The sequence below is a fragment of the Streptomyces sp. NPDC018693 genome, assembly GCF_044391385.1.
Lineage (GTDB): Bacteria > Actinomycetota > Actinomycetes > Streptomycetales > Streptomycetaceae > Streptomyces.
Genome location: NZ_JBIRZZ010000019.1, coordinates 34,344 through 57,890, shown reverse-complemented (window position 1 = coordinate 57,890; position 23,547 = coordinate 34,344). Strand labels below are relative to the sequence as shown.

23 protein-coding genes are annotated in these 23,547 nt (G+C 71.9%); 8 read left to right on the top strand and 15 right to left on the bottom strand.

The genetic code is table 11. From position 1 onward, the window contains the following. Positions 1 to 60: 60 nt before the first annotated feature. Positions 61 to 588, bottom strand: coding sequence for a hypothetical protein (locus tag ACH5AC_RS33425; protein ID WP_398866106.1), 528 nt, complete (start codon positions 586 to 588; stop codon positions 61 to 63). Positions 589 to 696: 108 nt separating this feature from the next. Then, complete coding sequence (gene miaA / locus ACH5AC_RS33420; RefSeq protein ID WP_398866037.1) at positions 697 to 1,635, bottom strand: tRNA (adenosine(37)-N6)-dimethylallyltransferase MiaA; 939 nt, start codon at positions 1,633 to 1,635, stop codon at positions 697 to 699. A gap of 282 nt (positions 1,636 to 1,917) precedes the next feature. On the opposite strand from miaA, the gene ACH5AC_RS33415 reads away from it, so the two are divergent. Then, positions 1,918 to 2,151, top strand: a complete 234-nt coding sequence (locus ACH5AC_RS33415) for a gliding motility protein (RefSeq protein ID WP_398866036.1) — start codon at positions 1,918 to 1,920, stop codon at positions 2,149 to 2,151. Between the two features lie 24 nt (positions 2,152 to 2,175). Continuing rightward, positions 2,176 to 2,436, top strand: a complete 261-nt coding sequence (locus ACH5AC_RS33410) for an antitoxin (protein WP_398866034.1) — start codon at positions 2,176 to 2,178, stop codon at positions 2,434 to 2,436. 97 nt (positions 2,437 to 2,533) lie between these two features. Here ACH5AC_RS33410 and ACH5AC_RS33405 read toward each other — a convergent pair whose 3' ends face one another. The 3 genes from ACH5AC_RS33405 to miaB all read right to left on the bottom strand — a co-directional run bounded on the left by ACH5AC_RS33405 (position 2,534) and on the right by miaB (position 5,298). After that, positions 2,534 to 3,247 (bottom strand): class III extradiol dioxygenase subunit B-like domain-containing protein, encoded by a 714-nt coding sequence (locus ACH5AC_RS33405; protein ID WP_398866033.1) that lies wholly within the window; start codon positions 3,245 to 3,247, stop codon positions 2,534 to 2,536. 46 nt (positions 3,248 to 3,293) lie between these two features. Then, positions 3,294 to 3,686, bottom strand: coding sequence for a hypothetical protein (locus ACH5AC_RS33400; RefSeq protein ID WP_398866032.1), 393 nt, complete (start codon positions 3,684 to 3,686; stop codon positions 3,294 to 3,296). A gap of 82 nt (positions 3,687 to 3,768) precedes the next feature. After that, positions 3,769 to 5,298, bottom strand: coding sequence for a tRNA (N6-isopentenyl adenosine(37)-C2)-methylthiotransferase MiaB (gene miaB / locus ACH5AC_RS33395; protein ID WP_398866031.1), 1,530 nt, complete (start codon positions 5,296 to 5,298; stop codon positions 3,769 to 3,771). Positions 5,299 to 5,398: 100 nt separating this feature from the next. Here miaB and ACH5AC_RS33390 point away from each other — a divergent pair, with 100 nt between their 5' ends. Further along, positions 5,399 to 6,196, top strand: coding sequence for a VOC family protein (locus ACH5AC_RS33390; RefSeq protein WP_398866030.1), 798 nt, complete (start codon positions 5,399 to 5,401; stop codon positions 6,194 to 6,196). 39 nt (positions 6,197 to 6,235) lie between these two features. Here ACH5AC_RS33390 and ACH5AC_RS33385 read toward each other — a convergent pair whose 3' ends face one another. Beyond that, complete coding sequence (locus tag ACH5AC_RS33385) at positions 6,236 to 6,718, bottom strand: MarR family winged helix-turn-helix transcriptional regulator (protein WP_398866029.1); 483 nt, start codon at positions 6,716 to 6,718, stop codon at positions 6,236 to 6,238. A 174-nt stretch (positions 6,719 to 6,892) separates the two neighbouring features. Here ACH5AC_RS33385 and ACH5AC_RS33380 point away from each other — a divergent pair, with 174 nt between their 5' ends. Continuing rightward, positions 6,893 to 8,257, top strand: coding sequence for a pyridoxal phosphate-dependent decarboxylase family protein (locus ACH5AC_RS33380; protein ID WP_398866028.1), 1,365 nt, complete (start codon positions 6,893 to 6,895; stop codon positions 8,255 to 8,257). Between the two features lie 10 nt (positions 8,258 to 8,267). On the opposite strand, the gene ACH5AC_RS33375 is transcribed toward ACH5AC_RS33380, so the two are convergent. From ACH5AC_RS33375 to ACH5AC_RS33355, 5 genes are all read right to left on the bottom strand, one after another. After that, the gene (locus ACH5AC_RS33375; protein WP_398866027.1) at positions 8,268 to 9,212 is read right to left on the bottom strand and encodes a TIGR03619 family F420-dependent LLM class oxidoreductase; all 945 of its coding nucleotides are present in this window, start codon (positions 9,210 to 9,212) and stop codon (positions 8,268 to 8,270) included. A gap of 16 nt (positions 9,213 to 9,228) precedes the next feature. Continuing rightward, entirely contained in the window at positions 9,229 to 10,926 is a 1,698-nt protein-coding gene (locus ACH5AC_RS33370) for an amidohydrolase (protein WP_398866026.1), read from the bottom strand. 81 nt (positions 10,927 to 11,007) lie between these two features. Further along, positions 11,008 to 11,988, bottom strand: a complete 981-nt coding sequence (locus ACH5AC_RS33365; protein WP_398866025.1) for an ABC transporter permease — start codon at positions 11,986 to 11,988, stop codon at positions 11,008 to 11,010. Further along, entirely contained in the window at positions 11,985 to 13,517 is a 1,533-nt protein-coding gene (locus tag ACH5AC_RS33360; protein ID WP_398866023.1) for a sugar ABC transporter ATP-binding protein, read from the bottom strand. The genes ACH5AC_RS33365 and ACH5AC_RS33360 overlap by 4 nt, the downstream gene beginning before the upstream one ends. Before the next feature lie 9 nt (positions 13,518 to 13,526). Further along, complete coding sequence (locus tag ACH5AC_RS33355; RefSeq protein ID WP_398866022.1) at positions 13,527 to 14,567, bottom strand: sugar ABC transporter substrate-binding protein; 1,041 nt, start codon at positions 14,565 to 14,567, stop codon at positions 13,527 to 13,529. Positions 14,568 to 14,795: 228 nt separating this feature from the next. Here ACH5AC_RS33355 and ACH5AC_RS33350 point away from each other — a divergent pair, with 228 nt between their 5' ends. Next, positions 14,796 to 15,830, top strand: coding sequence for a response regulator transcription factor (locus tag ACH5AC_RS33350; RefSeq protein ID WP_398866021.1), 1,035 nt, complete (start codon positions 14,796 to 14,798; stop codon positions 15,828 to 15,830). A 27-nt stretch (positions 15,831 to 15,857) separates the two neighbouring features. Here ACH5AC_RS33350 and ACH5AC_RS33345 read toward each other — a convergent pair whose 3' ends face one another. Together ACH5AC_RS33345 and ACH5AC_RS33340 are read right to left on the bottom strand one after the other, a co-directional pair. Next, on the bottom strand, positions 15,858 to 17,183 hold the full coding sequence (locus ACH5AC_RS33345; RefSeq protein WP_398866020.1) for an MFS transporter: 1,326 nt from the start codon (positions 17,181 to 17,183) through the stop codon (positions 15,858 to 15,860). 208 nt (positions 17,184 to 17,391) lie between these two features. Then, entirely contained in the window at positions 17,392 to 17,796 is a 405-nt protein-coding gene (locus tag ACH5AC_RS33340; RefSeq protein WP_398866019.1) for a MazG nucleotide pyrophosphohydrolase domain-containing protein, read from the bottom strand. A gap of 482 nt (positions 17,797 to 18,278) precedes the next feature. On the opposite strand from ACH5AC_RS33340, the gene ACH5AC_RS33335 reads away from it, so the two are divergent. Beyond that, positions 18,279 to 19,277 carry a TAXI family TRAP transporter solute-binding subunit gene (locus ACH5AC_RS33335; RefSeq protein WP_398866017.1) on the top strand — a complete coding sequence of 333 codons (999 nt, stop codon included), beginning with the start codon at positions 18,279 to 18,281 and terminating at the stop codon, positions 19,275 to 19,277. Positions 19,278 to 19,319: 42 nt separating this feature from the next. Here the strand turns inward: ACH5AC_RS33335 and ACH5AC_RS33330 are convergent, their stop codons facing one another. Both ACH5AC_RS33330 and ACH5AC_RS33325 read right to left on the bottom strand, forming a co-directional pair. After that, positions 19,320 to 20,729, bottom strand: a complete 1,410-nt coding sequence (locus ACH5AC_RS33330; protein ID WP_398866016.1) for a sensor histidine kinase — start codon at positions 20,727 to 20,729, stop codon at positions 19,320 to 19,322. A 9-nt stretch (positions 20,730 to 20,738) separates the two neighbouring features. Next, complete coding sequence (locus tag ACH5AC_RS33325) at positions 20,739 to 21,425, bottom strand: response regulator transcription factor (RefSeq protein WP_398866015.1); 687 nt, start codon at positions 21,423 to 21,425, stop codon at positions 20,739 to 20,741. Positions 21,426 to 21,763: 338 nt separating this feature from the next. Here ACH5AC_RS33325 and ACH5AC_RS33320 point away from each other — a divergent pair, with 338 nt between their 5' ends. Beyond that, positions 21,764 to 22,540, top strand: a complete 777-nt coding sequence (locus ACH5AC_RS33320) for an amino acid ABC transporter ATP-binding protein (RefSeq protein ID WP_398866014.1) — start codon at positions 21,764 to 21,766, stop codon at positions 22,538 to 22,540. A gap of 79 nt (positions 22,541 to 22,619) precedes the next feature. Further along, positions 22,620 to 23,459 carry a glutamate ABC transporter substrate-binding protein gene (locus ACH5AC_RS33315; protein ID WP_398866013.1) on the top strand — a complete coding sequence of 280 codons (840 nt, stop codon included), beginning with the start codon at positions 22,620 to 22,622 and terminating at the stop codon, positions 23,457 to 23,459. Positions 23,460 to 23,547 lie beyond the last annotated feature (88 nt).

Genomic DNA, 23,547 nt, shown 5'->3' with positions numbered 1-23,547 from the left:
CACCGGTCCGACACCCGGTCCGGGGCAGGCGACGCACGGGCGGGTGCGCGCGTGTGGACGTCAGCGCAGGCGGGCGACTCTCCACACGGCCAGAGCGACCACCGCCACGACCACCACGGCGTACGCCAGGATCACTCGCCAGTCCGGTCGCCGCCCGGATCCCCGCGGGGGCAGGCCGGGCCAGGTGGAGCCCACGCGGCGGGCGGCCATCATGCCCCAGCCGGCCGCGCAGGAGCAGATCAGCAGGCCCAGCATGGCGGTCATCGCCCCGCTGTCGCCGAAGTCGAAGGCGAGCGGGAAGGCGAACATCAGGGAGCCGGCGGCGGCCAGCGCGACGATGGGCGCCAGCTGCCAGATCCGCATCCGGCGCTGCGGGCGCAGCTCGACCTCGACCTCCGGGCCGCCGGTGAACATCTCCTCGGGCTCGGGGCCGTCCTCGGTCACGCCGTCAGGCGTGTCGTCGTCCGGCCCGTCCGGGCTGAGGCGCTCTCCGGCCAGGTCCGGACGGACATCGTCCGGCTCCGCTTGGCCATGCTCGGCGGTGACGGGTTCGGTGCTTTGTGCGGTGTCGCGAGGGCCGGCCTCCATCGCCACGCGCCCTCCCAACTCGGACTCCACTTGGTCGATCGAAGCTTGATGATGGCACGGCGTCGGAGGCCCGGATGACGGCCTGGGCGTCCCGATGCCATGACGTGATCAGGCTGTAACCGGTCGTTCGACCAACGTCAGGGCGAGCCGTGGAAGTTCCCGGCGATCCGCCGCGGCCCCACTCAACCAGTGCACCCGCGGGTCGCGCCTGAACCATGAATCCTGACGGCGCGCGAAGCGCTTGGTGGCACGCACGGTCTCCGCGCGCGCCTCGTCCTCGGTGCACTCCCCGGCGAGCGCCGCGAGCACCTGCTGGTAGCCGAGCGCCCGCGAGGCCGTACGCCCCCCGCGCAACCCCTGCGCCTCCAGCGCGCGCACCTCGTCCACGAGCCCCGCCTCCCACATCCGGTCGACCCGGCGCGCGATGCGCTCGTCGAGCTCGGGGCGCGCCACGTCGACGCCGATCTGGACGGTGTCGTAGACGGAGTCATGGCTGGGGAGGTTGGCCGTGAAGGGCTTGCCGGTGATTTCGATCACTTCGAGCGCCCGGACGATGCGGCGGCCGTTGCCCGGCAGGATCGCCCGGGCGGCCTCGGGGTCGGCGGCGGCGAGGCGCGCGTGCAGGGCCCCGGAGCCGCGGAGCGTGAGTTCCTCCTCCAGCCGGGCGCGGACCTCGGGGTCGGTGCCGGGGAACTCCAGGTTGTCGACCGCCCCGCGCACGTACAGGCCGGAGCCGCCGACCAGGACGGGCCAGCGGCCCTCGGCGAGCAGGGCGTCGATCCGGGCGCGGGCCAGCCTCTGGTACTCGGCGACGGAGGCCGTGACGGTGACGTCCCAGATGTCCAGGAGGTGGTGCGGCACGCCGCCGCGCTCCCCGGGTGTCAGCTTGGCGGTGCCGATGTCCATCCCTCGGTAGAGCTGCATGGAGTCGGCGTTGACGACCTCGCCGCCGAGTCGCTGGGCCAGGAAGACGCCGAGATCGGACTTTCCGGCCGCGGTCGGTCCGACGACGGCGATGACGCGGGGGGCGGGGGGTGCGCTGCTCACCGGACCAGTCTCCCAAACCTCCGACCCTGCCCTCGAACGAGTTACGTGACGCCGCGGGTCCGGGGTCGTTGCCCGTTGCGAGGTTCCCGGCGCCAGGGCGGCGGCCGGCACCCGGGGAGGCGCGCGAACGGGCGCTCTCCGCGCTCTCTGCTTCGCCCGATCAGGGGAGCTTCACGGCAACGCGGGATGTCGCCCGCACGAGTAACGTATGGAGTTGATATGGGCGTTTTTGCGCGGCTTCTCCGGAGGTCGAAGGCCACGGAGGAGGCGGTCACAGAGGAAGTGACCCCGGCGGAGGCCCCGGCCACCGGCCAGGCACCGGCCGAATCGGCCGGGTCCGACGCGGCCGAACCGAAGGCGGAGCCGGCCACCGAGGCCGCGTCGGCGAAGGAGCCGACCGGAGAGACGGCCGAGCCGGCACCGGAGGCCGGGACCGACGACGGGGTCGGGATTCCCCGGCAGCAGTCCGCCGGGGAGGCGGCCGACAGCGAGGCCGGCGAGGGCGCCCGCACGTAACTGACCCACGAGGGAAGGTGACCCATGGGTCTTATGGACAATGTGAAGGCCAAGCTCGCCCCGGCGAAGGACAAGGTCTCGGGCCTCGCCCAGCAGCACGGTGGCAAGATCCAGCACGGTCTCGACAGAGCCGCGAAGGTCGTCGACGACAAGACCAAGGGCAAGTACAGCGACCGGATCCACACGGGCACCGACCGGGCGAAGCACGCCATGGACCGACTGGCGCACAAGGACGGCGGCGACCAGGCGGCCCCGCCGCAGGACTCACCCCCGCCGTCTTCCTGAGCGCCACGGCACACCACAACCACATTGATCGGCGGACGGCCGCGAAGCGCCGACCTCGCGGCCGTCCGCCGTGTCCGGGCACATGTGCCCGCAGCGGCTAGGACCAGGTCGCGACCAGGTAGCCGACGCCGTACGGCGCGTCCTCGTACAGCAGGGCTCCGGTCAGGTCCGCCTGCTCGGCGGCGCCCGCGAGGATCTGCCAGGGGGCGCGGCCGGACGCCTTGAGCTCACGGGCCAGCTCGGTGTCCAGCGCCTTGAGAGCGGCGATGTCCGCCTCCACCAGCGCACGGGCGACCGACGCGTCGAAGGGCGCCGCCCGCTCGTCCAAATAGCCGGGTGCCTTGAGCGTGCGGCAGGCGCTGGCGTCGCCCATCACCAGCAGCGCCACCCGCTCGGCCCTGGCGGCGATGTCCCTTCCGACTTCGATACACCGCTCGGCCGCCAGAGGTTCCCCCACCCCCAGTCCCTCGATCGGGGCATCCGACCACCCGGTGCGCTCCAGCAGCCACGCGGCCACGGCCAGCGAGGGCGGCAGCCGGTGCTCCGACGCCGCCGGGGCGGCACGGCCCAGCCGCACGTCGAGGTTCACACCGAAGCCGCGGAACGATCCCCAGGTGCCCTCCGGATACACCCCGCGCCGGTCCTCCTCGGCGGGCCCGACGATCACGAGCCGGTCCGGACGGGCGGCGGCGAGCACGCCGAGCGCGTCCACGCACGCGGCACGCGCGGGGTCCAGCTCCGGTGCGGCGCCCGCGGCCACCTCGGGCACGAGCAGAGGCGGGCAGGGGCAGACTGCGGCGGCGACAAGCATGATCGGCAGGGTAACCGGCCGGGCCGTCCGCCGCCGCGCGACCGCGTCAGACCCCCCAGCGTGACCGGCGCCGGTCGCGCTTGGCCGCCTTCTCGGCGGCCTTGCGCTGGGCGTCCGCCTGCCGCTGCGCCTCACGGGCGGCCGCGATCCGCTGCTCCTCGGCGACGCTGTCGTACAGCACCTCGGCGACCGAGAAACGGCAGCCGTAGGTGCGCATCGAGCCCTCCTTGACGAGCAGCAGGCCCTCGGCCGTCCGGTACAGGCGGGTGCTGATCGGATTCATCGGATGCTCGGGGACGTACGAGCGAGCGCACTCCTCGAGCCGGGCCATGGCCTGTTCGCGCGTGCCCGTGACGTGCTCCAGGACCTTGGCCGCGTACGCCTTGCGTTCCCCCATGCCGGTCGTCTCCTCGACGATCAGCCCCCACAACTGGTACACCGTGCTTCCCCCGTTTTCCGCAGACTCTTGTGACCTTTGTGCCCGCTGCGACTCGCCCTTGTGGCCTGGTGAGCGCCTTGTGTCAGTCGCAGCCGCAGGCCGGTGCCGTCGCCACCGGCAGTGGCGCGGGCACGCCGATCTTCGGCAGGCCCAGCATGACCCCGGCCGCCTTGGCGGCCTTCTCGGCGTTGCGCTTCTCCCAGGCGTCACCCGCGCGCGTGCGGCGCACGTCGAGGACGGCTCCCTCGGCGAGGAGGTGGTGCGGGGCGGCGTACGTGATCCCGACCGTGACCACGTCGCCGGGACGCACCTCCTGCTCCGGCTTGGTGAAGTGGACCAGGCGGTTGTCGGGGGCACGGCCGGACAGGCGGTGGGTGGCGCCGTCCTTGCGGCCCTCGCCCTCCGCGACCATCAGCTCCAGGGTGCGGCCGACCTGTTTCTTGTTCTCCTCCCAGGAGATCTCCTCCTGGAGGGCGACGAGACGCTCGTAGCGCGCCTGGACGACCTCCTTGGGGATCTGGTTCTCCATGGTCGCGGCGGGCGTGCCGGGCCGCTTGGAGTACTGGAAGGTGAACGCCTGCGCGAACCGCGCCTCGCGCACGACATGGAGGGTCTGCTCGAAGTCCTCCTCGGTCTCGCCGGGGAAGCCCACGATGATGTCGGTGGTGATCGCGGCGTGCGGGATGGCGGCGCGGACCTTCTCGATGATCCCGAGGTAGCGCTCCTGGCGGTAGGAGCGGCGCATCGCCTTCAGGACCGTGTCCGAGCCGGACTGCAGCGGCATGTGCAGTTGCGGCATCACGTTCGGCGTCTCGGCCATGGCGGCGATCACGTCGTCGGTGAAGTCGCGCGGGTGGGGGGAGGTGAAACGGACGCGCTCCAGGCCCTCGACGGTGCCGCAGGCCCGCAGCAGCTTGCTGAACGCCTCGCGGTCGCCGATGTCGGAGCCGTACGCGTTGACGTTCTGGCCGAGCAGGGTGATCTCGGAGACGCCCTCGGCGACCAGGGCCTCCACCTCGGCGAGGATGTCGCCGGGGCGGCGGTCCTTCTCCTTGCCGCGCAGGGCCGGGACGATGCAGAAGGTGCAGGTGTTGTTGCAGCCGACGGAGATCGACACCCAGGCCGCGTAGGCGCTCTCGCGCCGGGTCGGCAGCGTCGACGGGAACGCCTCCAGCGACTCGGCGATCTCGACCTGCGCCTCCTCCTGCACGCGCGCGCGTTCCAGCAGCACCGGCAGCTTGCCGATGTTGTGCGTGCCGAAGACGACGTCCACCCAGGGCGCCTTCTTCACGATCGTGTCGCGGTCCTTCTGCGCCAGGCAGCCGCCGACCGCGATCTGCATCCCGGGGCGCGACGCCTTCTTCGGGGCCAGGCGGCCGAGGTTGCCGTAGAGCCGGTTGTCGGCGTTCTCCCGGACCGCGCACGTGTTGAAGACCACGACGTCGGCCTCACCGTCCGAGCCCTCGGGCGCGCGCACGTACCCGGCGTCTTCGAGCAGCCCGGCCAATCGCTCGGAGTCATGGACGTTCATCTGACACCCGTAGGTGCGGATCTCATAACTCTTGGGTGCTGGAACGTCCACTGCGAGGCTCCGGTCGCTGCTGCTGGTCATGGGTCAAGGGTAGGCGGTCCCCGGAGAGCGGACGACGGGCGATTGTCAGTGGTCGGTGTCACGCTGGGTTCACACATGACCACGGAAGGGAATCACTGCCATGATCACCACGGATTTCGCTCCCGGTTCTCCCTGCTGGCTCGACCTCGGCGCTCCCGACGTCCGGGCCGCCGCGGCCTTCTACGGCGCCGTGCTCGGGTGGGACTACGAGTCCATGGGCGAGGGGGAGGACATGGAAGGCGGCATGTTCCGCAAGGACGGCAAGATCGTCGCCGGGCTCGGCAAGCTGACCGAGCAGGGCGCCCGCTCGGCCTGGATGATCTACTACAGCGTCACCGACGCGGACGCCACGACCCGGGCGGTGGAGCGCGCGGGCGGCACCGTGCGGGTGGCGCCGATGGACCTCGACGACTGGGGCCGGATGGCACAGTACAGCGACCCGCTGGGGGGCCAGTTCGCCGTCTGGCAGCCGGGGACGAACAAGGGCGCCGAGCTGGTGGACCGGCCGGGCTCGCTGTCCTGGACCGAGTTGTACACGAGCGACGCCGCGGCCGCGAAGGAGTTCTACGGCGGCCTTTTCGGCTGGCGGTTCAGCGACATGGAGCTGCCCGGAGGCGGCGGTACCTACGCCCTCATCACTCCCGAGGGGCTCCCGGAGGAGCGCATGCAGGGCGGCATCATGGAGCTCCCCGAGGAGAACCTCGCCCTGGCGAACGGACGGCCGTACTGGCACCCGGTCTTCGCCGTCGCCGACTGCGACGCCACGGTCGCCGAGGTCACCGAGAACGGCGGCAGCGTACAGATGGGACCGGAGGACGCGGAGGGCGTCGGCCGGCTGGCCGTCTGCCTCGACCCGTCGAACGCGGACTTCGTGGTACTCACCCCGGCCGAGAGCTGAGCCCGGCTCGAAGCGGTCACCGCTCTGCGCGGCGGTCGGTCAGCCGTCGCGCAGGGCCTGGTGGATCTGGCTGAGTGAGCTGGTCAGGCGGGCGTAGTCGTCCTGGGCGACCGGTGCGACGAAGTACCGCTCGACGACGCGCGCGTGGACGGCTGCGGCCTGGAGGAACGCCGTACGGCCATCCTGGGTCGACTGCACCAAGACGCTTCTGCGGTCCCCCGGGGCCGGTACACGTCGGACCAGGCCGGCCTCTTCCATGCGGTCGACGAGGCGGGTGATGCCGCTGCTGGTGAGCGTGAGGTCGTCGGCGAGCTCGCGTTGCGTGACGTTCTCGTCCGGTCGGCGGCAGAGCCTGATGAGGACCTCGAACATCGTGTGGCTGATCCCGCACTCCCGCCGCAGGTCGGTGTCGATCCGCTGTTCCAGGCGGGTGGCCGCCTTGATCAACAGCCCGAAGTCATGAACGAGCCGGCTGTTGGCTGCGCGGGCGACTTCCCCAACTCGCCGAGTGGCGGCATCCACGTGTCTGTGTCCTTTCCGTCCTGGGCGGTCCGAGACGGTCCACGACCCTTCGGGGAGTTTACTGCCTACTCACCTACCAATATCTCAACTACTGATCAATCAATTGCTGAGCAGTCAACAAAGTTCTATGGTGGCCAGCACCCGCAGAGAGAGTCGGACAGAGGAGAGAGATCAGTGGATCTGCAGCACTGGCTCGGCCGGGCCACCGACGCGATACAGCAGTGGGCCGACACCTTCGGCCCCCACCAGCCGCACCCGTCCCTCCTCGTCGACGACGACCGTTTCGCCGTCGCCTTCGCGGAGTTCACCGGGCGGCTGAAGGACAACTACCCCTTCTTCCACCCGCGGTACGTGGGCCAGATGCTCAAGCCCCCGCATCCGGCGGCCGTGGTCGGCTACCTCACCACCATGCTGATCAACCCGAACAATCACGCCCTGGACGGCGGCCCCGCCACCGCCCGCATGGAACGCGAGGCCGTCGCACAGCTCGCCGCGATGTTCGGCTACGACACCCACCTCGGCCATCTCACCACCAGCGGCACGATCGCCAACCTGGAGGCGCTGTTCGTCGCCCGGGAACTCCACCCCGGCAAGGGCGTCGCCTACAGCGCCGACGCCCACTACACCCACGGCCGTATGTGCCATGTCCTCGGCATGAAGGGCCACCCGATCCGCACCGACGACCGCGGCCGGATCGACCTCGACGCGCTGGAGGACACCCTGCGGACCGGAGAGGTGGGCACGGTCGTCCTCACCGCCGGAACCACCGGGCTCGGGGTCGTCGATCCGATCCACGCCGCCCTCCCCCTCAGGGACCGCTACGGCGTCCGCTTCCACGTCGACGCCGCCTACGGCGGCTTCTTCACCCTGCTGGCCGGCGCCGACGGCCCCGAGGGGCTCCCGGCCGAGCCCTGGCGGGCGATCGCCCGGTGCGACTCCGTCGTCGTCGACCCGCACAAACACGGACTCCAGCCCTACGGCTGCGGCGCCGTCCTCTTCCGCGACCCGGAGGTGGGCCGCTTCTACCTCCACGACTCGCCGTACACCTACTTCACCTCCACCGAGCTCCACCTCGGCGAGATCAGCCTGGAGTGCTCCCGCGCGGGCGCCTCGGCCGCCGCCCTCTGGCTCACCTTCCAGCTCCTGCCGCCCACGCCCGACGGCCTCGGCCGGGTCCTGGCGGCCGGTCGGCGGGCCGCCCTGCGCTGGGCCGACCTGATCACCGCGTCCGACGCCCTGGAGCTGTACCAGCGGCCCGAGCTCGACATCGTCAGCTACTTCCCGGCCGCGGCACCCACCACCCTCAGCGCCGTCGACGCGGCGTCGGCACGCGTCCTCGCGGACGGCATGGTGAGCGGCGACCCGGTGTTCCTGAGCACCTTCACAGCCGACCGCGAGGCGTTCACGGCACGCCACCCGAAGATCACCGCGGACGCCGACGCCGCACGCATCCTGCGCAGCGTCCTGATGAAGCCGGAATCCGAACATCACGTGGAAAGCGTCCACGACCGGGTCGAGCAGTTGGTCCGCTCTCACTGAGGCGGCGCTCTCAGTTCCGCGTCAGCGCCTCCACACGCCGCATCACCTCCCGGCAGAACGGCCCGACGTCGCCGGGGTCGTCGATGAATTGGTTGGGCTTGACGCAGAAGGTGGTGAAGCCCTGTTCCCTCTGCTCCGGCAGGGAGGCGAGGGCCGCGCCGAGGTCGGCCGGTGAACGGTCGTCGGGGAAGACGGCCCGGGTGCCGCCGATCATCTCCAGGTCGGCGACGTCCCGTCCGGCCGCGGCCATCGCCTCCCTCAGGGTGTGCAGTTCCTTCGGGGTCGGGCTGCCGAGCGGGTGGAAGCCGTGGCCGTACTCGACGAGACGGCGCAGGACGGGACCGTGGAGGCGTTGGCCGCCGAACCACAGCCGGGGGCCCTCGGGTCGGTACGCCTTGGGCTCGAAGTACACGTCCCGGAACGGGTAATGCTCGCTGTCATGGGAGATCGGTGACGGCCCCCACGCCTTCGCCCAGACCTCCAGATGCTCGTCGAGGAGCCGCCCGCGGCGCGCGAACGGCACGCCCAGGGCGTCGTACTCGTCCCTGCTCCAGCTGACCGTGGGCTGGACGATCAGCCGTCCCTCGCTGATCAGGTCGAGGGTGCCGAGTTCGCGGGCGAGCAGCAGAGGGTGCCGCAGCGGTGCCAGGACCGCCGCGGCGGCCAGCCGCAGCCGTGAGGTGACCGAGGCGATGGCGGCGAGCAGGAGCAGCGAGCTGGGCCAGGGGGTGTACGGGTCCTGGTTGCCGGGGAGCGCGTAGTCACGGGGGTTGCCCATGATGCCGGCGGCGGCCGCGTCGGGGCCCAGGACGATGTGTTCGCTGACCATGACCGCGTCGAAGCCGGCGTCCTCGGCCTCGCGGGCCCAGCGCACGGCCGTCGGAAGGTCGGCCCGGCCCCCGGTCAGCGTCCAGTTCTCGCTCAGCACGAGCAGCATGCGGGGATGAGATGCCATCCGGACGCTCCCGGGGTCAGCGCTCGTGGACGACACGGCCGTCGAAGACCGTGAGGTCCACCTGGACGTCGGTGATGTCGTGCGGGTCGAGGCCCAGCAGCGGGCGGTCCAGGACGCACAGGTCCGCCACCTTGCCGGGTTGGACGGTGCCCTTCCAGTCGTCGGCGAAGTCCTGCCACGCCGGGGTGGCGGTGTAGGCGCGCAGGGCCTGGGCGAGCGTCACGCACTGCTCGGGGCCGCTCGGCCGGCCGCTGGCCTTGGACTCGCGCAGCATCATCGCGGCCACGCCCTGCCTCCAGTCGGGCTCGGTGATCGGCGCGTCGGAGCTGGCACACACCCGGACGCCGGCCTCGACCGCGGACCGTACCGGCCACTGGTAGGCCGAGCGCTCCGGGCCGACGACCTCGTCCATCAGGTCCGAGACGGTCCACTTGATGGCGGGGTTCATGTTGACGCCGTAGCCGTGCGCGGCCAGCTTCGCCAGGCTGCCGGGGGTGATGAAGTCGCCGTGGATGACGTAGTGCCGGGCGTCCGGACGGGGCGCGGCCGCCTGAGCGGCGGCGAAGGCCGCCACGACCGTGTCGATGGCCCGGTCGCCGGTGACGTGCACGCCGAGCTGGAAACCGGCCTCGTGCGCGAGGGTGATCATCTCCCCCAGTTCCTCCACCTGGAGTGCGGGAGTGTCGCCGTGGACGCACAGGGAGCCGTGGCCGCCCTCCGGGTAGGGCTCGCTCATCCAGGCCGTGCGGTTCGGTGGCACGCCGTCGGCGAAGATCTTGACGCCGATGGCGTTGAGCAGCCGGGGGTCCGCCGACGCCGGGCGGCGCAGCTCCGCCAGTCCTTTGCGCAGGTCGTCGGCGGAGCCGCCCATGGGGGCGGGCAGCAGCAGGACGCTGACCCGGGCGTGGAGCTCACCGGCGGTCACGAGTTCGGCGTAGGCGGTCCAGTTGTCGGTGCTCAGGCCGCCGAAGAGGGTGTCGGTGCCGCCGGGGCCGAGTCCGGGTTCGGTGTAGCTGGTGATCCCGCGCGCGTGCAGTTCACGGACCACGCCCTGGATGGCCTGGCGGCGCTGGGCGATCGTCGGGGTGGGCAGGGCCGCCTGCACGAGCCGCTGGGCCGCCTCGCGCAGGATGCCGGTCGGCTGCCCGTCCGGGTCGAGGTCGATCACACCGCCGGGTGGGGGCGTGCTGCCTGCGTCGAGGCCGCAGCGGCGCAGCGCCTCGCTGTTGGCCCACACCATGTGGGAGGAGAAGTCCGTCAGGCAGACCGGGTGGTGCGGGGCGACCGCGTCCAGGTCGCGGCGGTGCGGGAAGCGGCGCGGGTCGGCCAGGCACTCGGCGAGATAGCCGGGGTCCCAGCCCAGGCCGACGATCCACTCGCCCGGGCGGGCGGCTCGCACCGCCCGCTCCACCGCGGCGGTGATGTCGGCGATCGAGCCCACGGCGGGGTGGCCGACGTCGATGGCGAAGGGCGGCTTGGTCATGCCGTAGGCCGCCCCGTGCAGATGGGAGTCGTTGATGCCGGGCAGGACGGTCCGGCCGCCGAGTTCGACGATCCGGGTGGCGGGGCCGGCCAGGGCGCGCATCTCGGCGTCGCTGCCCGTGGCGACGATGCTCCGGCCGCGTACGGCGACGCCTTCGGTGACGGTGAAGCCGCCGTCGACGGTGAGGACCTGACCGCCGGTCAGGACGAGGGTGGGAGCGGAACCGGGCACGGGGACCTCTTTCAGAAGGGGGCGGGGCAGCTTTCGGAAGGGGTGTCGGGGGGCGACTTCCCGAAGGGGTACGGGCGTGGGTCAACGGCTGGCACGGGGCGCGAAATACGCCAGCGCCGCGCCCGCCACCAGGGCGCTGCCCTGAGCCATCTGCTGCCAGAACGTGGGTACGTCCAGCAGGGTCAGGCCGTTCTGCAGAAAACCGAGGAACAGCACGCCGAGCAGGACACCGAGGATCGAGCCGGAACCACCGGTCAGCGCGACCCCGCCCACCAGGACGGCGGTGAGCACGGCCAGTTCGAACCCGGCGCCCGAGGTCCCGGCGACCACGCTGTCCAGCACCGACGCCTTGATCGCACCGGCCAGCGCCGCCGCGACGCCGGTGGCCATGAACAGCGCGAACGGGGTACGGCGGACGTCGATGCCCGAGAGGTGGGCGGCCTCCCGGTTGACGCCGACGGCGAACACATGCCGCCCGGCCGGGGTGAGGGCGAGGAACAGCGCGCCCGCCACCAGCACGAGCGCGGCGATGACGACCGGTGCCGCGACGCCCGCGATCCGCGCCCCGCCCAGCCAGGCGAACCCGGGCCCGAAACCGCTCAGCGGCAGCGGGAAGAGCTGCTGTGCCAGCCCTCGTACGGCGGTCAGCATGCCGAGCGTGACGATGAACGCCGACAGGCCGAGGTAGCAGCACAGGACGCCGTTGACCGCGCCCACCGCCGCTCCGGCGGCCAGCGCGCCCAGGACGGCGACGACGGGTGGCTGCCCCTGCCCGGCCAGCCAGCCCGCCACCAGCCCGCCGAGGGCGAGCGTGGAACCGACCGACAGGTCGAGGTAGCCGCTGATGACCAGCAGCGCCGCCGGCACCGCGACGATGGCCAGCGCGGCTGCGTCGGTGGCTATGCCGCGCAGGTTCGCCGGGTCGAGGAAGCTGCCCGTGGACAGTTGGAAGACCAGCACCATCACGGCGAGTACGGCGATCAGCGGCTGGCGCCGTACGGCGGTCAGCCCACCCGAGGCGAGGACGCGGGGGCGGGTGAGGACGGAGTCGGCGGTCGTCATGCTGCTCCTTCGGCGTACGGGGTGACGGCGGCGGCGTGATGGACGGCCGACAGCAGGGCCTGTTCGGTGAGTTCGGCGCCGGAGAGTTCGCCGACGACCCGGCCGGCGGCGACGACCAGGCAGCGGTCGGCGAGCGCCACGACCTCCTCGGGGTCGCTGGAGGCGAACAGCACGGCGGTGCCGCGGTCGGCCGCGAGCGAGGACACCACCTGGTAGATCTCCTGCCGGGCGCCGACGTCGACGCCCTGGGTCGGCTCGTCCAGCAGCAGGACATGCACGTGCCGGGCCTCGTTGATCCACCGGCCGAGCACGAGCTTCTGCTGGTTGCCGCCGGAGAACGCGGCGGCGGGCAGCCGGGGCATGGCCGGTCGCAGCCCCACCGCCTCGGCGAGCGCGCCGAACACCCGGTGCTCGGCGCCCAGTGCCCGTACGCCGGATCGGGCGAGGGCCCGGACGGAGGGCAGCATCGCGTTGTCCTGCGCGCCGAGCACCGGGAACAGTCCCTGGCGGCGCCGGTCGGCCGGGACGAGCGCGATGCCCGCGCCGAGCGCCTCGGCGGGCCGGGCCGGCGCCACGGGCCGGTCACCGACCCGAATCGTCCCGCCGGCGGCGCGGCGGCTGCCGTACAGGGTCTCCAGGATCCTCGTACGACCGGAGCCGATGAGCCCGAACAGTCCGACGCGTTCCCCTTCGTGGACCGTGAGGCTCACCGGGCCGAAGCCGGGGCCGCGCAGGCCCTCGACGGTGAACCGGGGCCGGCCGGGGGCGCGTACGGACTCACGGGGCTGCTTCCGGGCCTCCTGAGCAGGTCGGCCGGCGATCGCCTCGACCAGCTCGCGGCGTGTGTGTCCCGCCACCGCCGAGTGGTGGGCGACCCGCCCGTCGCGCAGCACGGTCACCGCGTCCGCGAGCCGCTCGACCTCCGACAGCAGATGGGTGACGTACACGATGGCCAGCCCCTGCGTGCGCAGGTCCTCGACGCGCGCGGCCAGCGCGTCGCTCTCGGCGGCGGACAGGGCCGCGGTCGGCTCGTCCAGCACGAGTACGGACGCGCTGCGGCTGAGCGCCTTGGCGATCTCCACCAACTGCCGCTGCCCCATGGGCAGGTCAGCCACGCGGTCACGCGGGGAGCAGCCGGCCGCGACCCGCTTCAGCAGTCCGGCGGCGACCTCTTCCTGGGCGCGCCGGTCGATACGGCCGTACCGGGTCCACTCCTGGCCGAGGAAGATGTTCTCCGTCACGGTGAGCGCGTCGACCACGCTCAGCGTCTGGAAGATGATCGCCACGCCCGCGTCGATCGACTCGCGCGGGCTGAGCCGGGTGTACGACGTCCCGCCGACCTCGATCGTGCCCGCGTCCGGCGCGAAGGCGCCGCCCAGGCACTTGATGAGGGTGGACTTGCCGGCGCCGTTGTGGCCGAGCAGGGCGTGGACCTGGCCCATCGGTACGGTCAGGTCCACGCCGTCCAGGGCCCGCACTCCGCCGAAGGACTTGCTCAGCCCGCGTATGCGCAGGTTCACCGGTGTCATGGCAGGTCCCTAGGCGTTCTGGGCGAGCAGGTCGTCGATCGTCGCGGTGTCGCCCGGCCCGACCAAGGAGATCGGCACCTGGACGCTGGGGTCGGCCTTGCCGGCGGCGACCGCGAGCGGCACGTCGACCACGGCGTTCGCGATGTCGTGCGGCGCCAGGGCCGCCGACGCGCGGTAGAACGTGCCCTGCTTGATGGCGAGGAGGGAGGGCACGGCGCCGTCCTGCCCGCCGACGAAGGTCTTCGCGTCGTCCTTGCCGCGGCCCGCCTGCTGGAGCGCCTTGAACCCGCCGTACGCGGCCGCGTCCGTGACGCCGAGGACGATGTTGAGGTCGGGGTGCTTGGCGAGGACGGCGTTGGATTTCGCGAGCCCGGAGTCCGGGTCGATGGCCTGCTCCTGCGCGACGACGTCGACCCCGGGAGCGAGCTTGGTGAAGGCGTCGATCATGCCCTGGGTGCGCTCGCGGCCCAGCTCGATGGTGTGGTCGGTGAGGAAGGCGACCTTTCCCTTCCCGCCGAGCGCCTCCTCGGCCCACCTGGCCGCCGCCTCACCGAGCAGGGTGCCGCCCTCGCGGAAGCTGAACCGGATGTCGGCGCTCTGGTGCTCCAGCGAGCCGCCGTACGTCACCCAGATCAGCCCCGCGTCCAGCGCCTGCCGGGCGATCGGTTCGGCAGCCTCGAAGACCATGGGGAACGACACGATCGCGGGGATCTCGCGGGCGACCCAGGTGGTGAGGTTGGTGGCCTGGGTGTCGGGGCTTGCCGCGTCGTTCGTGGTGAGCAGCGAGACGCCGTGTTTCTTGGCGGCGGCGGTGGAGAGCTTGACCAGCGTGGAGTAGAGCGGGAGTTGGGTGAAGGGGTAGTCCAGGCCGATCTTCGTCAGGCGCGCGCCCTTCGAGGGCGAGGGCGAGGACCCGGCCGTGGCCGACGCGCTGGGCGGCGCCGAGCAGCCGGCGGCGGTGAGCGCGGTGGCCGCGGCGGCGGCACCCGAGCGGGCGAGGAACCGTCTGCGTGAGAGCGCGGGGACGGCGTCGAACCGGGGTGTGATCATGGCAGGGCTCTCCGAGGGGGCGGGCCCGCTCCAGGCGGGCGTCCGGCTGTGCCGAACAGGAAAGACTTCGGCGCCCCGCTCCACCATCCGTACAAATACCGATCGGTGGGACGCGCGGATGCCTCACGCATCGCGTAATGGCGAACGCCTTGCCCGGCGCGGCCCCCCTCCCTATCGTTGGGCCCCAAACGAATCCTCGTGGTCCCGAGCCGTTCCCCGGAGGCTCGCATGCTCAGCCACCATCAGATCGCGGCGGCCGCCCGCATCGGCATGCTCACCCGCGAACGTGACATCGCCTCCGCCTGCGACCAGGCGCTGCGCGAACTCGCCCGCGTGCTGCCCCTCGACGCCGCGACCCTGCTCGCGATCGACCCGCTGACCGGCGCCCACGTCCAGGTCGCGGGCATCGGCTACAGCGCCGCGACCTCGCAGGCCCTGGCCGCCGAGTTCGTCACGACACCGTGGTACCGCAACGTCGTGGGCGGCGAACTGCCGCCGTCCATCTGCGAGGACACCGAGGACCCGGAGGAACTCGGCCCCCGCTTCCGCCAGGGCTGGTTCTACGCCGAGCGGGTCCGCCCGGCGGGCTTCCGCGACGGCGTCACCGGAGCGCTGCGGCACCGCGACCGCCTCGTCGGCCTGGTCCACCTGAACACGGAGAGCCCCGACGCCTACGACATCGAGGCACGTCGGCTGCTCGCCTCTGTCAGCCCGGCCCTCGCAGCCCTCGCCGACCCGGTGACACGCGCCGGCGAGACGCACGGCCTGCCGGAACGCGGCGCGGCGAACCTCGTGACCGCCGACGCGGTGATCGACCTGCCTGACCGTGACCGGGTCCGGGTGCTGCGGGACCCGGAGTTCCAGGGCCTGATCCGCGCCTTCGCCGACACCGGTGGGCGGCGGCTGCGGCTGCTGTGGCCGGCCGACGGCGCCTGGTACCGCGTCACCCTGCACCGGCACCGGCCGGGTCCGGGGCTCACGGCGGACGCGGTGCTGGTGCACGCAACTCCCACCGAGATGCCGTACGGGCTCAGCCCCCGGGAGCTGGAGGTGCTCACCCGGGCGGCGACGGGACAGACCAACCAGGCCATAGCGCAGGCGCTGTTCCTGTCCCCGCGAACCGTGCACAGCCATATCGAGCACCTGCTCCGCAAGACCGGCGCCGCCTCCCGAGCCGAGGCCACGGCCCTCGCGGTCCGCGACGGCCTGCTACGGCCGGCCCCGCACCACCTGGTCTTCTTCGTCGAGGGTGCCCCCGCGTGACACCCGCGCGGGGGCGCCGAGACTGAATCACGCCGTCGCGCGTGCGCTCGCACGGCCGTCAGCGTCGGCGGCGCGGCCCGCGGCCCGCATACGGCCGTACGCGTACACGCAGCCGGCCAGGGCGAGGTCGGACAGCAGCATGAAGCCGATGGAGTAGGACTCCTTTGCGCTGTAGACGGCGCCCATGACCAGCGGCGGGACGAAGCCGCCGAGGCCGCCGACGGCGCCCACGATGCCGGTGACGCTGCCGACCTGCGGCTGCGGGGTGACCCGGGCGACCAGGGCGAAGACGGCCCCGCTGGCGGTGCCCAGGCCGGCGGCCATGAGCAGCAGGCAGACCGTGGCCGTCGGGGTGAGCGAGGGGTCGAAGGACTGCACGACCGCGAGGAGCGCGACCGTGCCGAGCGCCCACGCGGTGACGACCGCCGGGTGGACCCGGTCGGCGACCCATCCGCCGATGGGCCGGAAGACGACGGTGACGAGGGCGAAACCGGCGGCCTTGGCACCCGCGTCGGTGGGGCTCAGGCCGTACCAGGTCTTGAGGTACGTGGGCAGGTAGACGCCGAACGCGACGATGCCGCCGAAGCCGATCGCGTAGAGCGCGGCCAGCTCCCAGGTCACGCGGAGCCGGCCGGCGGCGGCGAGGCGGGTGGTGAGCGGTGTGGTGGGAACCGGGCGGCCGGGCCGGTCGTTGATCAGGACGGCGGCGAGGACCGCGTAGAGCGCCAGCGCGGCGGCCAGAGCCAGGAAGGGGAGGCTCTCGCCGTGCTGGTAGAGACGGGGGGTGAAGTATCCGGACAGTGCCACTCCGCCCATGCCCATGCCGAAGACGCCCAGGGCGGCGCCCCGGCGGGCGGGCGGGAACCAGGCGTTGACCAGCGGCACCCCGATCGCGAAGGTCGTGCCGCCGAGCCCGAGCACGAAGCCGACCGCGAGCAGGGCGCCGTAGGAGGACTTGGCGGGGATCAGCAGCAGCACCGGGATGATTGTCAGCGCGCTGACCAGGGGGAACATCACGCGGGCGCCATAGCGGTCGGTGAGCGCGCCGACCGGGACCCGTCCCAGCGAACCGACCAGCACCGGGACGGCCACCAGCGCCGACTGTGCGAGGGAGGTCAGGTGCAGCCGGTCGTCGAAGCTGCCGGCCAGCGGGGCGATCAGGTTCCACGCCCAGAAGGTGAGCGTGAAGCCGATCGTGGCCACGACCAGGTTGCGCCAGGACGCGGGCGTCGGGCGGTCGGCGGGGGCGGTGGTGCCGGGGTGCGCGCCCGGCGGCGGAGGTGACTCGGACGTGGCCGGGAGCGGCGTGGTGTCGGCGCCCTGCTGTCTCTCGTCGCGGTGGTGGCCGGCCATGGGCGCCCCTCCTCCAGCCCCGCCGCGCGGGCGTCGTGCGGGGCCGTCCGCCATGCGCCGGGGGACCGGAGAGGTACGGCGCGGCCCCGTTCCTGCGGTGACCGCTCCCAGGATCGGCCGCCGGTGATCGGCCCGCACCCGGAGTGCGTCCCGCAGGTGAGCGACGCCGGGCCGTGGCTACGTCCGGGGCAGTGGCCGGCCGTGGTCGTCAGGCGCCGTCGGGTGCCCAGCCCTGGCGACGCAGCACCCCGGTCACGTCCGGCGCCTCGTAGTGCTCCCCCTTGAGGACCTTGCCGTCGGCGCGGCGGGTGACCTGGCCGTCGGGGCCCAGCTTGGTCATGTTGGAGCGGTGGATCTCGGCGATCACCGCGTCGAGGTCGATGCCGTGCACCAGGGCCGTGCCGTACGCGACATAGACCACGTCCGCCAGCTCGTGCGCCAGCCGGTCGAGCGGGCCGCTCACCGAGACCTCGGCGACCTCCGCGGCCTCCTCCGCGAGCAGCTCCCCACGGTGCGCGGCCAGCTCGGACGGCACCTGTGTCGGCGTACTGCGGGCGTCGAGACCGAAGGCGAGGTGGAACTCACGGACCATGCGGGCGGGCGAGGAACTCATACGGCCGACTGTATCGGCGCCTACTGACACTCCCGGCCCGGCTGCATCGGCGCCCCTGGCACTCCGGGACCCGACTGTATCGGCGCTTCTCACACTCCCGACCCGGCAGCATCGGCGCTTCCCGCACTCCGGGACCCGGCCGCATCGGCCCTTCCCGCACTCCCGACCCGGCAGCATCGGCGCTTCCCGCACTCCGGAACCCGGCCGCATCGGCCCTTCCCGCACTCCCGACCCGGCAGCATCGGCGCTTCCCGCACTCCGGGACCCGGCCGCATCGGCCCTTCCCGCACTCCCGACCCGGCCGCATCGGCCCTTCCCGCACTCCCGACCCGGCCGCATCGGCCCTTCCCGCACTCCCGACCCGGCCGCATCGGCACCACCTGGCGCCCGGCGCCCGACTGCATCAGCCCCCACTGACGCTCCCGGCCCGCTGTGAGCCCCGCCCTGTTCAGTCACCCGCACCGCCTGGCAGGATCGCCGCCATGTCCAGGTTCTCCCTCCGCGTCGGCAGGCGGCGCGCCCTGCAGTCCGCGGCCGTCGGTGTCGTCGCGCTCGGGCTGCTGCTGTGGTGGCTGCTGCCGCTGGGCGAGGAGCCGCCGACCGGGACGATCACCTTCAGCACCGGGACGACGGCCGGTGTCTACCAGGAGTACGGCAGCCGGCTGCGCAACGAGCTGGCCGAGGACATGCCGGGGCTCAAGGTGAACCTGCTGGACAGCAACGGCTCCGAGGAGAACGTCCAGCGGCTGGTCGGCGGGCAGGCCGACGTCACCATCGCCGCGGCCGACGCGGTGGCGGCGTACGAGGCCCAGCACCCCGGATCCGAGGCGCGGCTGCGCGGGGTCGCCCGGCTGTACGACGACTATGTGCAGCTGGTCGTGGCGCGGGACTCGGACGTCCGGTCGGTCGCCGATCTGCGCGGCAAGCGGGTGGCGACAGGGCTGCCCCGCTCAGGTGTGCGACTGATAGCCAACCGTGTGCTGGAGGCGGCCGGTCTGGACCCCGACCAGGACGTCACGGCGGTGTCGGAGGGCATAGACACCGGGCCGCAGCGGCTGAAGGAAGGCAGGATCGACGCGTTCTTCTGGTCCGGCGGACTGCCCACGGGCGGGCTGCGGGAACTGGCCGAGACCTTCACCTTCCGGTTCGTGCCGATCGACGCCGACCTGGTCGCCAAGATGCACAACAAGGACGACGTCACCAGCTACTACCGTGCGACGAACATGCCCGAGTCGGCCTACCCCACCATCCAGAACGGCGTCGCCGTGCCGACCATCGCGGTGTCCAACCTGCTGATCACCCGCGCCGACATGGACCCCCGGCTCACCGAGTGGCTGACCCGGGCGGTGCTCAAGAGCCGCGACGAGATCGGCGCGCACGTCCACTCGGCACAGCTGGTCGACCTGCGCACGGCGATCTACACCGACCCGCTCCCCCTGCACGAGGGCGCCCGCCGCTACTACCGGGCCGTGAAGCCGTAGACGCCCGCGGCCGAGGGCGGGGCCTCCACGGGCGGGCGCTTCCTACGTCCCGCCCGTCCTCGGCACCCGGACGGTCACCGTCAGGCCCTGCGGCTCGTGATGGCCGTAGGTGATCGTGCCGCCGCCCGCGGCGAGCAGGGCTCGGCTGATGGACAGGCCCAGGCCGGAGCCCTTGATGTTCTGGTGGCGGCCGCTGCGCCAGAAGCGGTCGCCGACGCGGCTGAGTTCCTCGTCGGTCAGGCCGGGCCCGCGGTCGCTGACGACGACGGTCGCGGTGTCGCCGTCGATGGCGACCTCCACCTCGACGCTCTCCCCCCGCGGGGTGAACTTCACCGCGTTGTCGATGACCGCGTCCAGGGCGCTGGACAGGGCCACCGGGTCGGCCCAGGCGGTGGTGGGCGGGCAGGTGCCGGCCAGGCGCACCCCCTTGGCCTCGGCGGTGGGCGCCCACGCCGCGACGCGCTCGGCGGTCAGCGCACCGATGTCGGTGATCCGCAGGTCGGCCTCGGTGTGCTCGGCCAGGGCCAGGTCCAGCAGGTCGTCCAGGACGTCGGCGAGGCGCTTGCCCTCGGCCTGGACCGAGGCGATCTCCTCATTGCCCTCCGGTAGTTCGTAGGCCAGTAGTTCGATGCGCAGCAGCAGCGCCGCGAGCGGGTTGCGCAGCTGGTGCGAGGCGTCGGCGACAAAGGCGCGCTGCTGCTCCAGCACCTCCTCGACGTGGTCCGCCATCTCGTTGAACGACCGGGCCAGCCGCTGGAGTTCCGGCGGGCCGCCGGCCGCCGCGACCCGGGACTTCAGCCGTCCGGTGGCGATGTCGTGGGTGGTGGCGTCCAGGATCCGCACCGGCCGCAGCACCCAGCCGGTCAGGCGCAGCGCGGCGCCGATGGCGAGCAGCATCGCGGCGCTCTCGCCCGCGCCGATGACCAGCCAGCCGTGCAGGATGCGCGAGCGCATGGGCCCGGTGGGTGAGTCGGTGACGACGACCGCGATGACGTCGCCGTCGCGAATGACCGGGGAGGCGACGACTAGGCGGCGGCGCTCCCAGGGCCACACCTGCTCGGGGTCGTGGCTGCGCCGGCTGAGCAGCGCCTCCTTGAACGCCTCGCGCACCTCGCCCGATTCGGGGAGGAACCAGTCCCGCGGTGCGTGGGCCATGGGGGTGTCGGTGCGGTAGAAGACACCGGCACGGATGCCGTAGACGTCGTGGTACTGGTCGAGTTCGCGACTGAGCGACGCGCGCCGCTCGTTCATGGACGTCGAGGTGGTTCCGTTGGCGTCCGTGGCGGCGCTGACGAACTGGGCGAGCGCGGCGAAGCGCGCGGTGTCGTCGATCCGGTCGACGACCACCTTCTGCTGCTGCGCGCCCGCGAAACTGATGGCGAGCGGGACGCCGAGGGCGAGCAGCACGGCCGCCATCAGGACGATGAGCAGCGGCAGGAGTCGTGTGCGCACCCGGCCCCGCTATGCGGCCGGGGCGACGAGGCGGTAGCCGACGCCGCGTACGGTCTCGATCAGGGCGGGCATGCGCAGCTTGGCGCGCAGGGAGGCGACGTGCACCTCCAGGGTGCGTCCGGTCCCCTCCCAGCTGGTGCGCCAGACCTCGCTGATGATCTGCTCGCGGCGGAAGACCACTCCGGGGCGCTGGGCGAGCAGGGCGAGGAGGTCGAACTCCTTGCGGGTGAGCTGGACGACCGAGCCGTGCACCGTGACCTTGCGGGTGGGCAGGTCGATCTCCAGGGGGCCGAGCCGCAGGGCGCTCTCGGCGCCGGTGACCGGCTCCTCCTGCACGGTGCGCCGGCTGACCGCGTGGATCCGGGCGAGCAGTTCTCCGGTGTCGTAGGGCTTCACCACGTAGTCGTCGGCGCCCAGGTTGAGGCCGTGGATGCGGGAGCGCACGTCGGAGCGGGCCGTCACCATGATCACCGGGGTGGCGGTGCGCTTGCGGATCTTGCCGCACACCTCGTAGCCGTCCTGGTCGGGCAGCCCCAGGTCGAGCAGGACGACGCCGAAGCCGGGCCCCTCGGGGACCAGCGCCTGGAGGGCCTCCTCACCGCTGCGCGCGTGGGTGACGTCGAACCCGTGCCGCTTGAGCACCGCGGTCAGCGCGGCGGCGACGTGGTTGTCGTCCTCCACGAGCAGCAGTCTCATCCGGGCCTCCTCCGGTTCATCGTGCGTACGGCCTGACGGGGTGGAACGTACATCCTGACGCGGCAGAAAGACGTACGGTTCGGGCGCGCCCTCGAACGCGGTGGCCACGCGCGCGTGCACGATGGCAGTCACGCTGATGGACGAGGACGCCGTCAAGGGGGTTCCGGTTGCGCGTGGCTACCGTTATCCGCCCGATACGCGCGCAGGTCACAAGTGCTACGACACGTGTCCGATTGCTATCGGATCGTGATGCTCAGATTCCCCTCAGATGTAATGACGCTGGTCGGGAGTGGTTACTACTGTCCTCCGAAACCCGAGGAGGACGGAGCCTGAGAGCGATGACCGAAGTATCGGTGGCCAAGGAAGACGTGGCCGCGACCGGCGATCTGGTCGTCCTGAAGAGCGTCAACAAGCACTTCGGCGCGTTGCACGTTCTCCAGGACATCGATCTCACGATCGCACGCGGCGAGGTCGTCGTCGTCATCGGGCCCTCCGGGTCCGGCAAGTCGACCCTGTGCCGCACCATCAACCGCCTGGAGACGATCGACTCCGGCACGATCACGATCGACGGCAGGCCGCTGCCGCAGGAGGGCAAGGAGCTGGCCCGGCTGCGCGCCGACGTCGGCATGGTTTTCCAGTCCTTCAATCTTTTCGCGCACAAGACCGTGCTCGAGAATGTGATGCTGGGCCAAATCAAGGTCCGCAAGACTGACAAGAAGAAAGCCGAGGAGAAGGCACGCGCCCTCCTCGACCGGGTCGGCGTGGGCACCCAGGCCGACAAGTACCCGGCGCAGCTCTCGGGCGGCCAGCAGCAGCGCGTTGCCATCGCGCGGGCTCTGGCCATGGGACCGAAGGTCATGCTCTTCGACGAGCCGACCTCGGCCCTCGACCCCGAGATGATCAACGAGGTGCTGGAGGTCATGCAGCAGCTCGCCCGTGAGGGCATGACCATGGTCGTGGTCACCCATGAGATGGGGTTCGCACGATCGGCCGCAAACCGCGTGGTGTTCATGGCGGACGGCCGCATCGTCGAACAGGCTGCGCCCGACCAGTTCTTCAGCAATCCGCGCAGTGACCGTGCCAAGGACTTCCTGTCGAAGATCCTCCACCACTGACGACGCGCAGCGCCGCCCCGACGACCTGCGTCACCCGCACCGACGGCCCGCATCAGACACCACCCAAAGGATGTTCACCATGAAGCTCCGCAAGGTCACCGCCGCCTCGGCAGCCGTACTCGCCCTTTCCCTGGCCGCCACCGCGTGCGGCTCCGACGACAAGGACGACACCGGCAGCGGGTCGGCCGGCGGCGACAAGATCAAGATCGGTATCAAGTACGACCAGCCTGGGCTCGGTCTGAAGACGCCGAGTGGCTACACCGGTTTCGACGTGGATGTCGCGACGTACGTCGCCAAGGAACTCGGCTACGAGCCGAACCAGATCGAGTGGATCGAGACCAAGAGCGCCGACCGCGAGAACGCCCTGTCTCGCGGTGACGTGAAGATGATCGCGGCCACCTACTCGATCACCGAGAAGCGCCAGGCGCAGGTGGACTTCGCCGGCCCGTACCTGCTGGCCCACCAGGACCTGCTGGTCAAGGCCGACTCGGACATCTCCGAGGGCACGGACCTCAACGGCAAGAACCTGTGCTCGGTGACCGGCTCGACCTCGGCGCAGAACGTCAAGGAGAAGATCGCTCCGGACGCCAACCTCAAGGAGTACAGCTCTTACTCGGAGTGCATCGCGGGTCTGCAGCGTGGCGCCGTGGACGCGGTGACCACGGACGACTCGATCCTCGCCGGCTATGCCGCGCAGGACCAGTACAAGGGCCAGTTCAAGCTGACCGGCCTGAAGCTCAGCAATGAGAACTACGGCATCGGTGTCAAGAAGGGCGACACCGAGACCGTCAACAAGATCAACGCCGCGCTGGAGAAGATGGTCAGCGACGGCTCCTGGCAGAAGGCGGTCGAGGCCAACTTCGGCCCGGCGAACTACAAGGCCGAGCCGGCGCCGAAGATCGGTGACATCGTCAAGTAGTCCGGGCCCGCGGGCCAGCCATGCGGGGTTCCACCGGCGCGCCGCCGTCCGTAGCGATCAGGGCGGCGGCGCGCCTCGCCCTCCCCAT

Coding starts and splice junctions, on each gene's coding strand:
- ACH5AC_RS33425 (WP_398866106.1), bottom strand. CDS start 588: ATGGAGGCCGGCCCTCGCGACACCGCACAAAGCACCGAACCCGTCACC.
- ACH5AC_RS33410 (WP_398866034.1), top strand. CDS start 2,176: ATGGGTCTTATGGACAATGTGAAGGCCAAGCTCGCCCCGGCGAAGGAC.
- ACH5AC_RS33405 (WP_398866033.1), bottom strand. CDS start 3,247: ATGCTTGTCGCCGCCGCAGTCTGCCCCTGCCCGCCTCTGCTCGTGCCC.
- miaB (WP_398866031.1), bottom strand. CDS start 5,298: ATGACCAGCAGCAGCGACCGGAGCCTCGCAGTGGACGTTCCAGCACCC.
- ACH5AC_RS33390 (WP_398866030.1), top strand. CDS start 5,399: ATGATCACCACGGATTTCGCTCCCGGTTCTCCCTGCTGGCTCGACCTC.
- ACH5AC_RS33375 (WP_398866027.1), bottom strand. CDS start 9,212: ATGGCATCTCATCCCCGCATGCTGCTCGTGCTGAGCGAGAACTGGACG.
- ACH5AC_RS33365 (WP_398866025.1), bottom strand. CDS start 11,988: ATGACGACCGCCGACTCCGTCCTCACCCGCCCCCGCGTCCTCGCCTCG.
- ACH5AC_RS33360 (WP_398866023.1), bottom strand. CDS start 13,517: ATGACACCGGTGAACCTGCGCATACGCGGGCTGAGCAAGTCCTTCGGC.
- ACH5AC_RS33355 (WP_398866022.1), bottom strand. CDS start 14,567: ATGATCACACCCCGGTTCGACGCCGTCCCCGCGCTCTCACGCAGACGG.
- ACH5AC_RS33350 (WP_398866021.1), top strand. CDS start 14,796: ATGCTCAGCCACCATCAGATCGCGGCGGCCGCCCGCATCGGCATGCTC.
- ACH5AC_RS33345 (WP_398866020.1), bottom strand. CDS start 17,183: ATGGCCGGCCACCACCGCGACGAGAGACAGCAGGGCGCCGACACCACG.
- ACH5AC_RS33340 (WP_398866019.1), bottom strand. CDS start 17,796: ATGAGTTCCTCGCCCGCCCGCATGGTCCGTGAGTTCCACCTCGCCTTC.
- ACH5AC_RS33335 (WP_398866017.1), top strand. CDS start 18,279: ATGTCCAGGTTCTCCCTCCGCGTCGGCAGGCGGCGCGCCCTGCAGTCC.
- ACH5AC_RS33325 (WP_398866015.1), bottom strand. CDS start 21,425: ATGAGACTGCTGCTCGTGGAGGACGACAACCACGTCGCCGCCGCGCTG.
- ACH5AC_RS33320 (WP_398866014.1), top strand. CDS start 21,764: ATGACCGAAGTATCGGTGGCCAAGGAAGACGTGGCCGCGACCGGCGAT.
- ACH5AC_RS33315 (WP_398866013.1), top strand. CDS start 22,620: ATGAAGCTCCGCAAGGTCACCGCCGCCTCGGCAGCCGTACTCGCCCTT.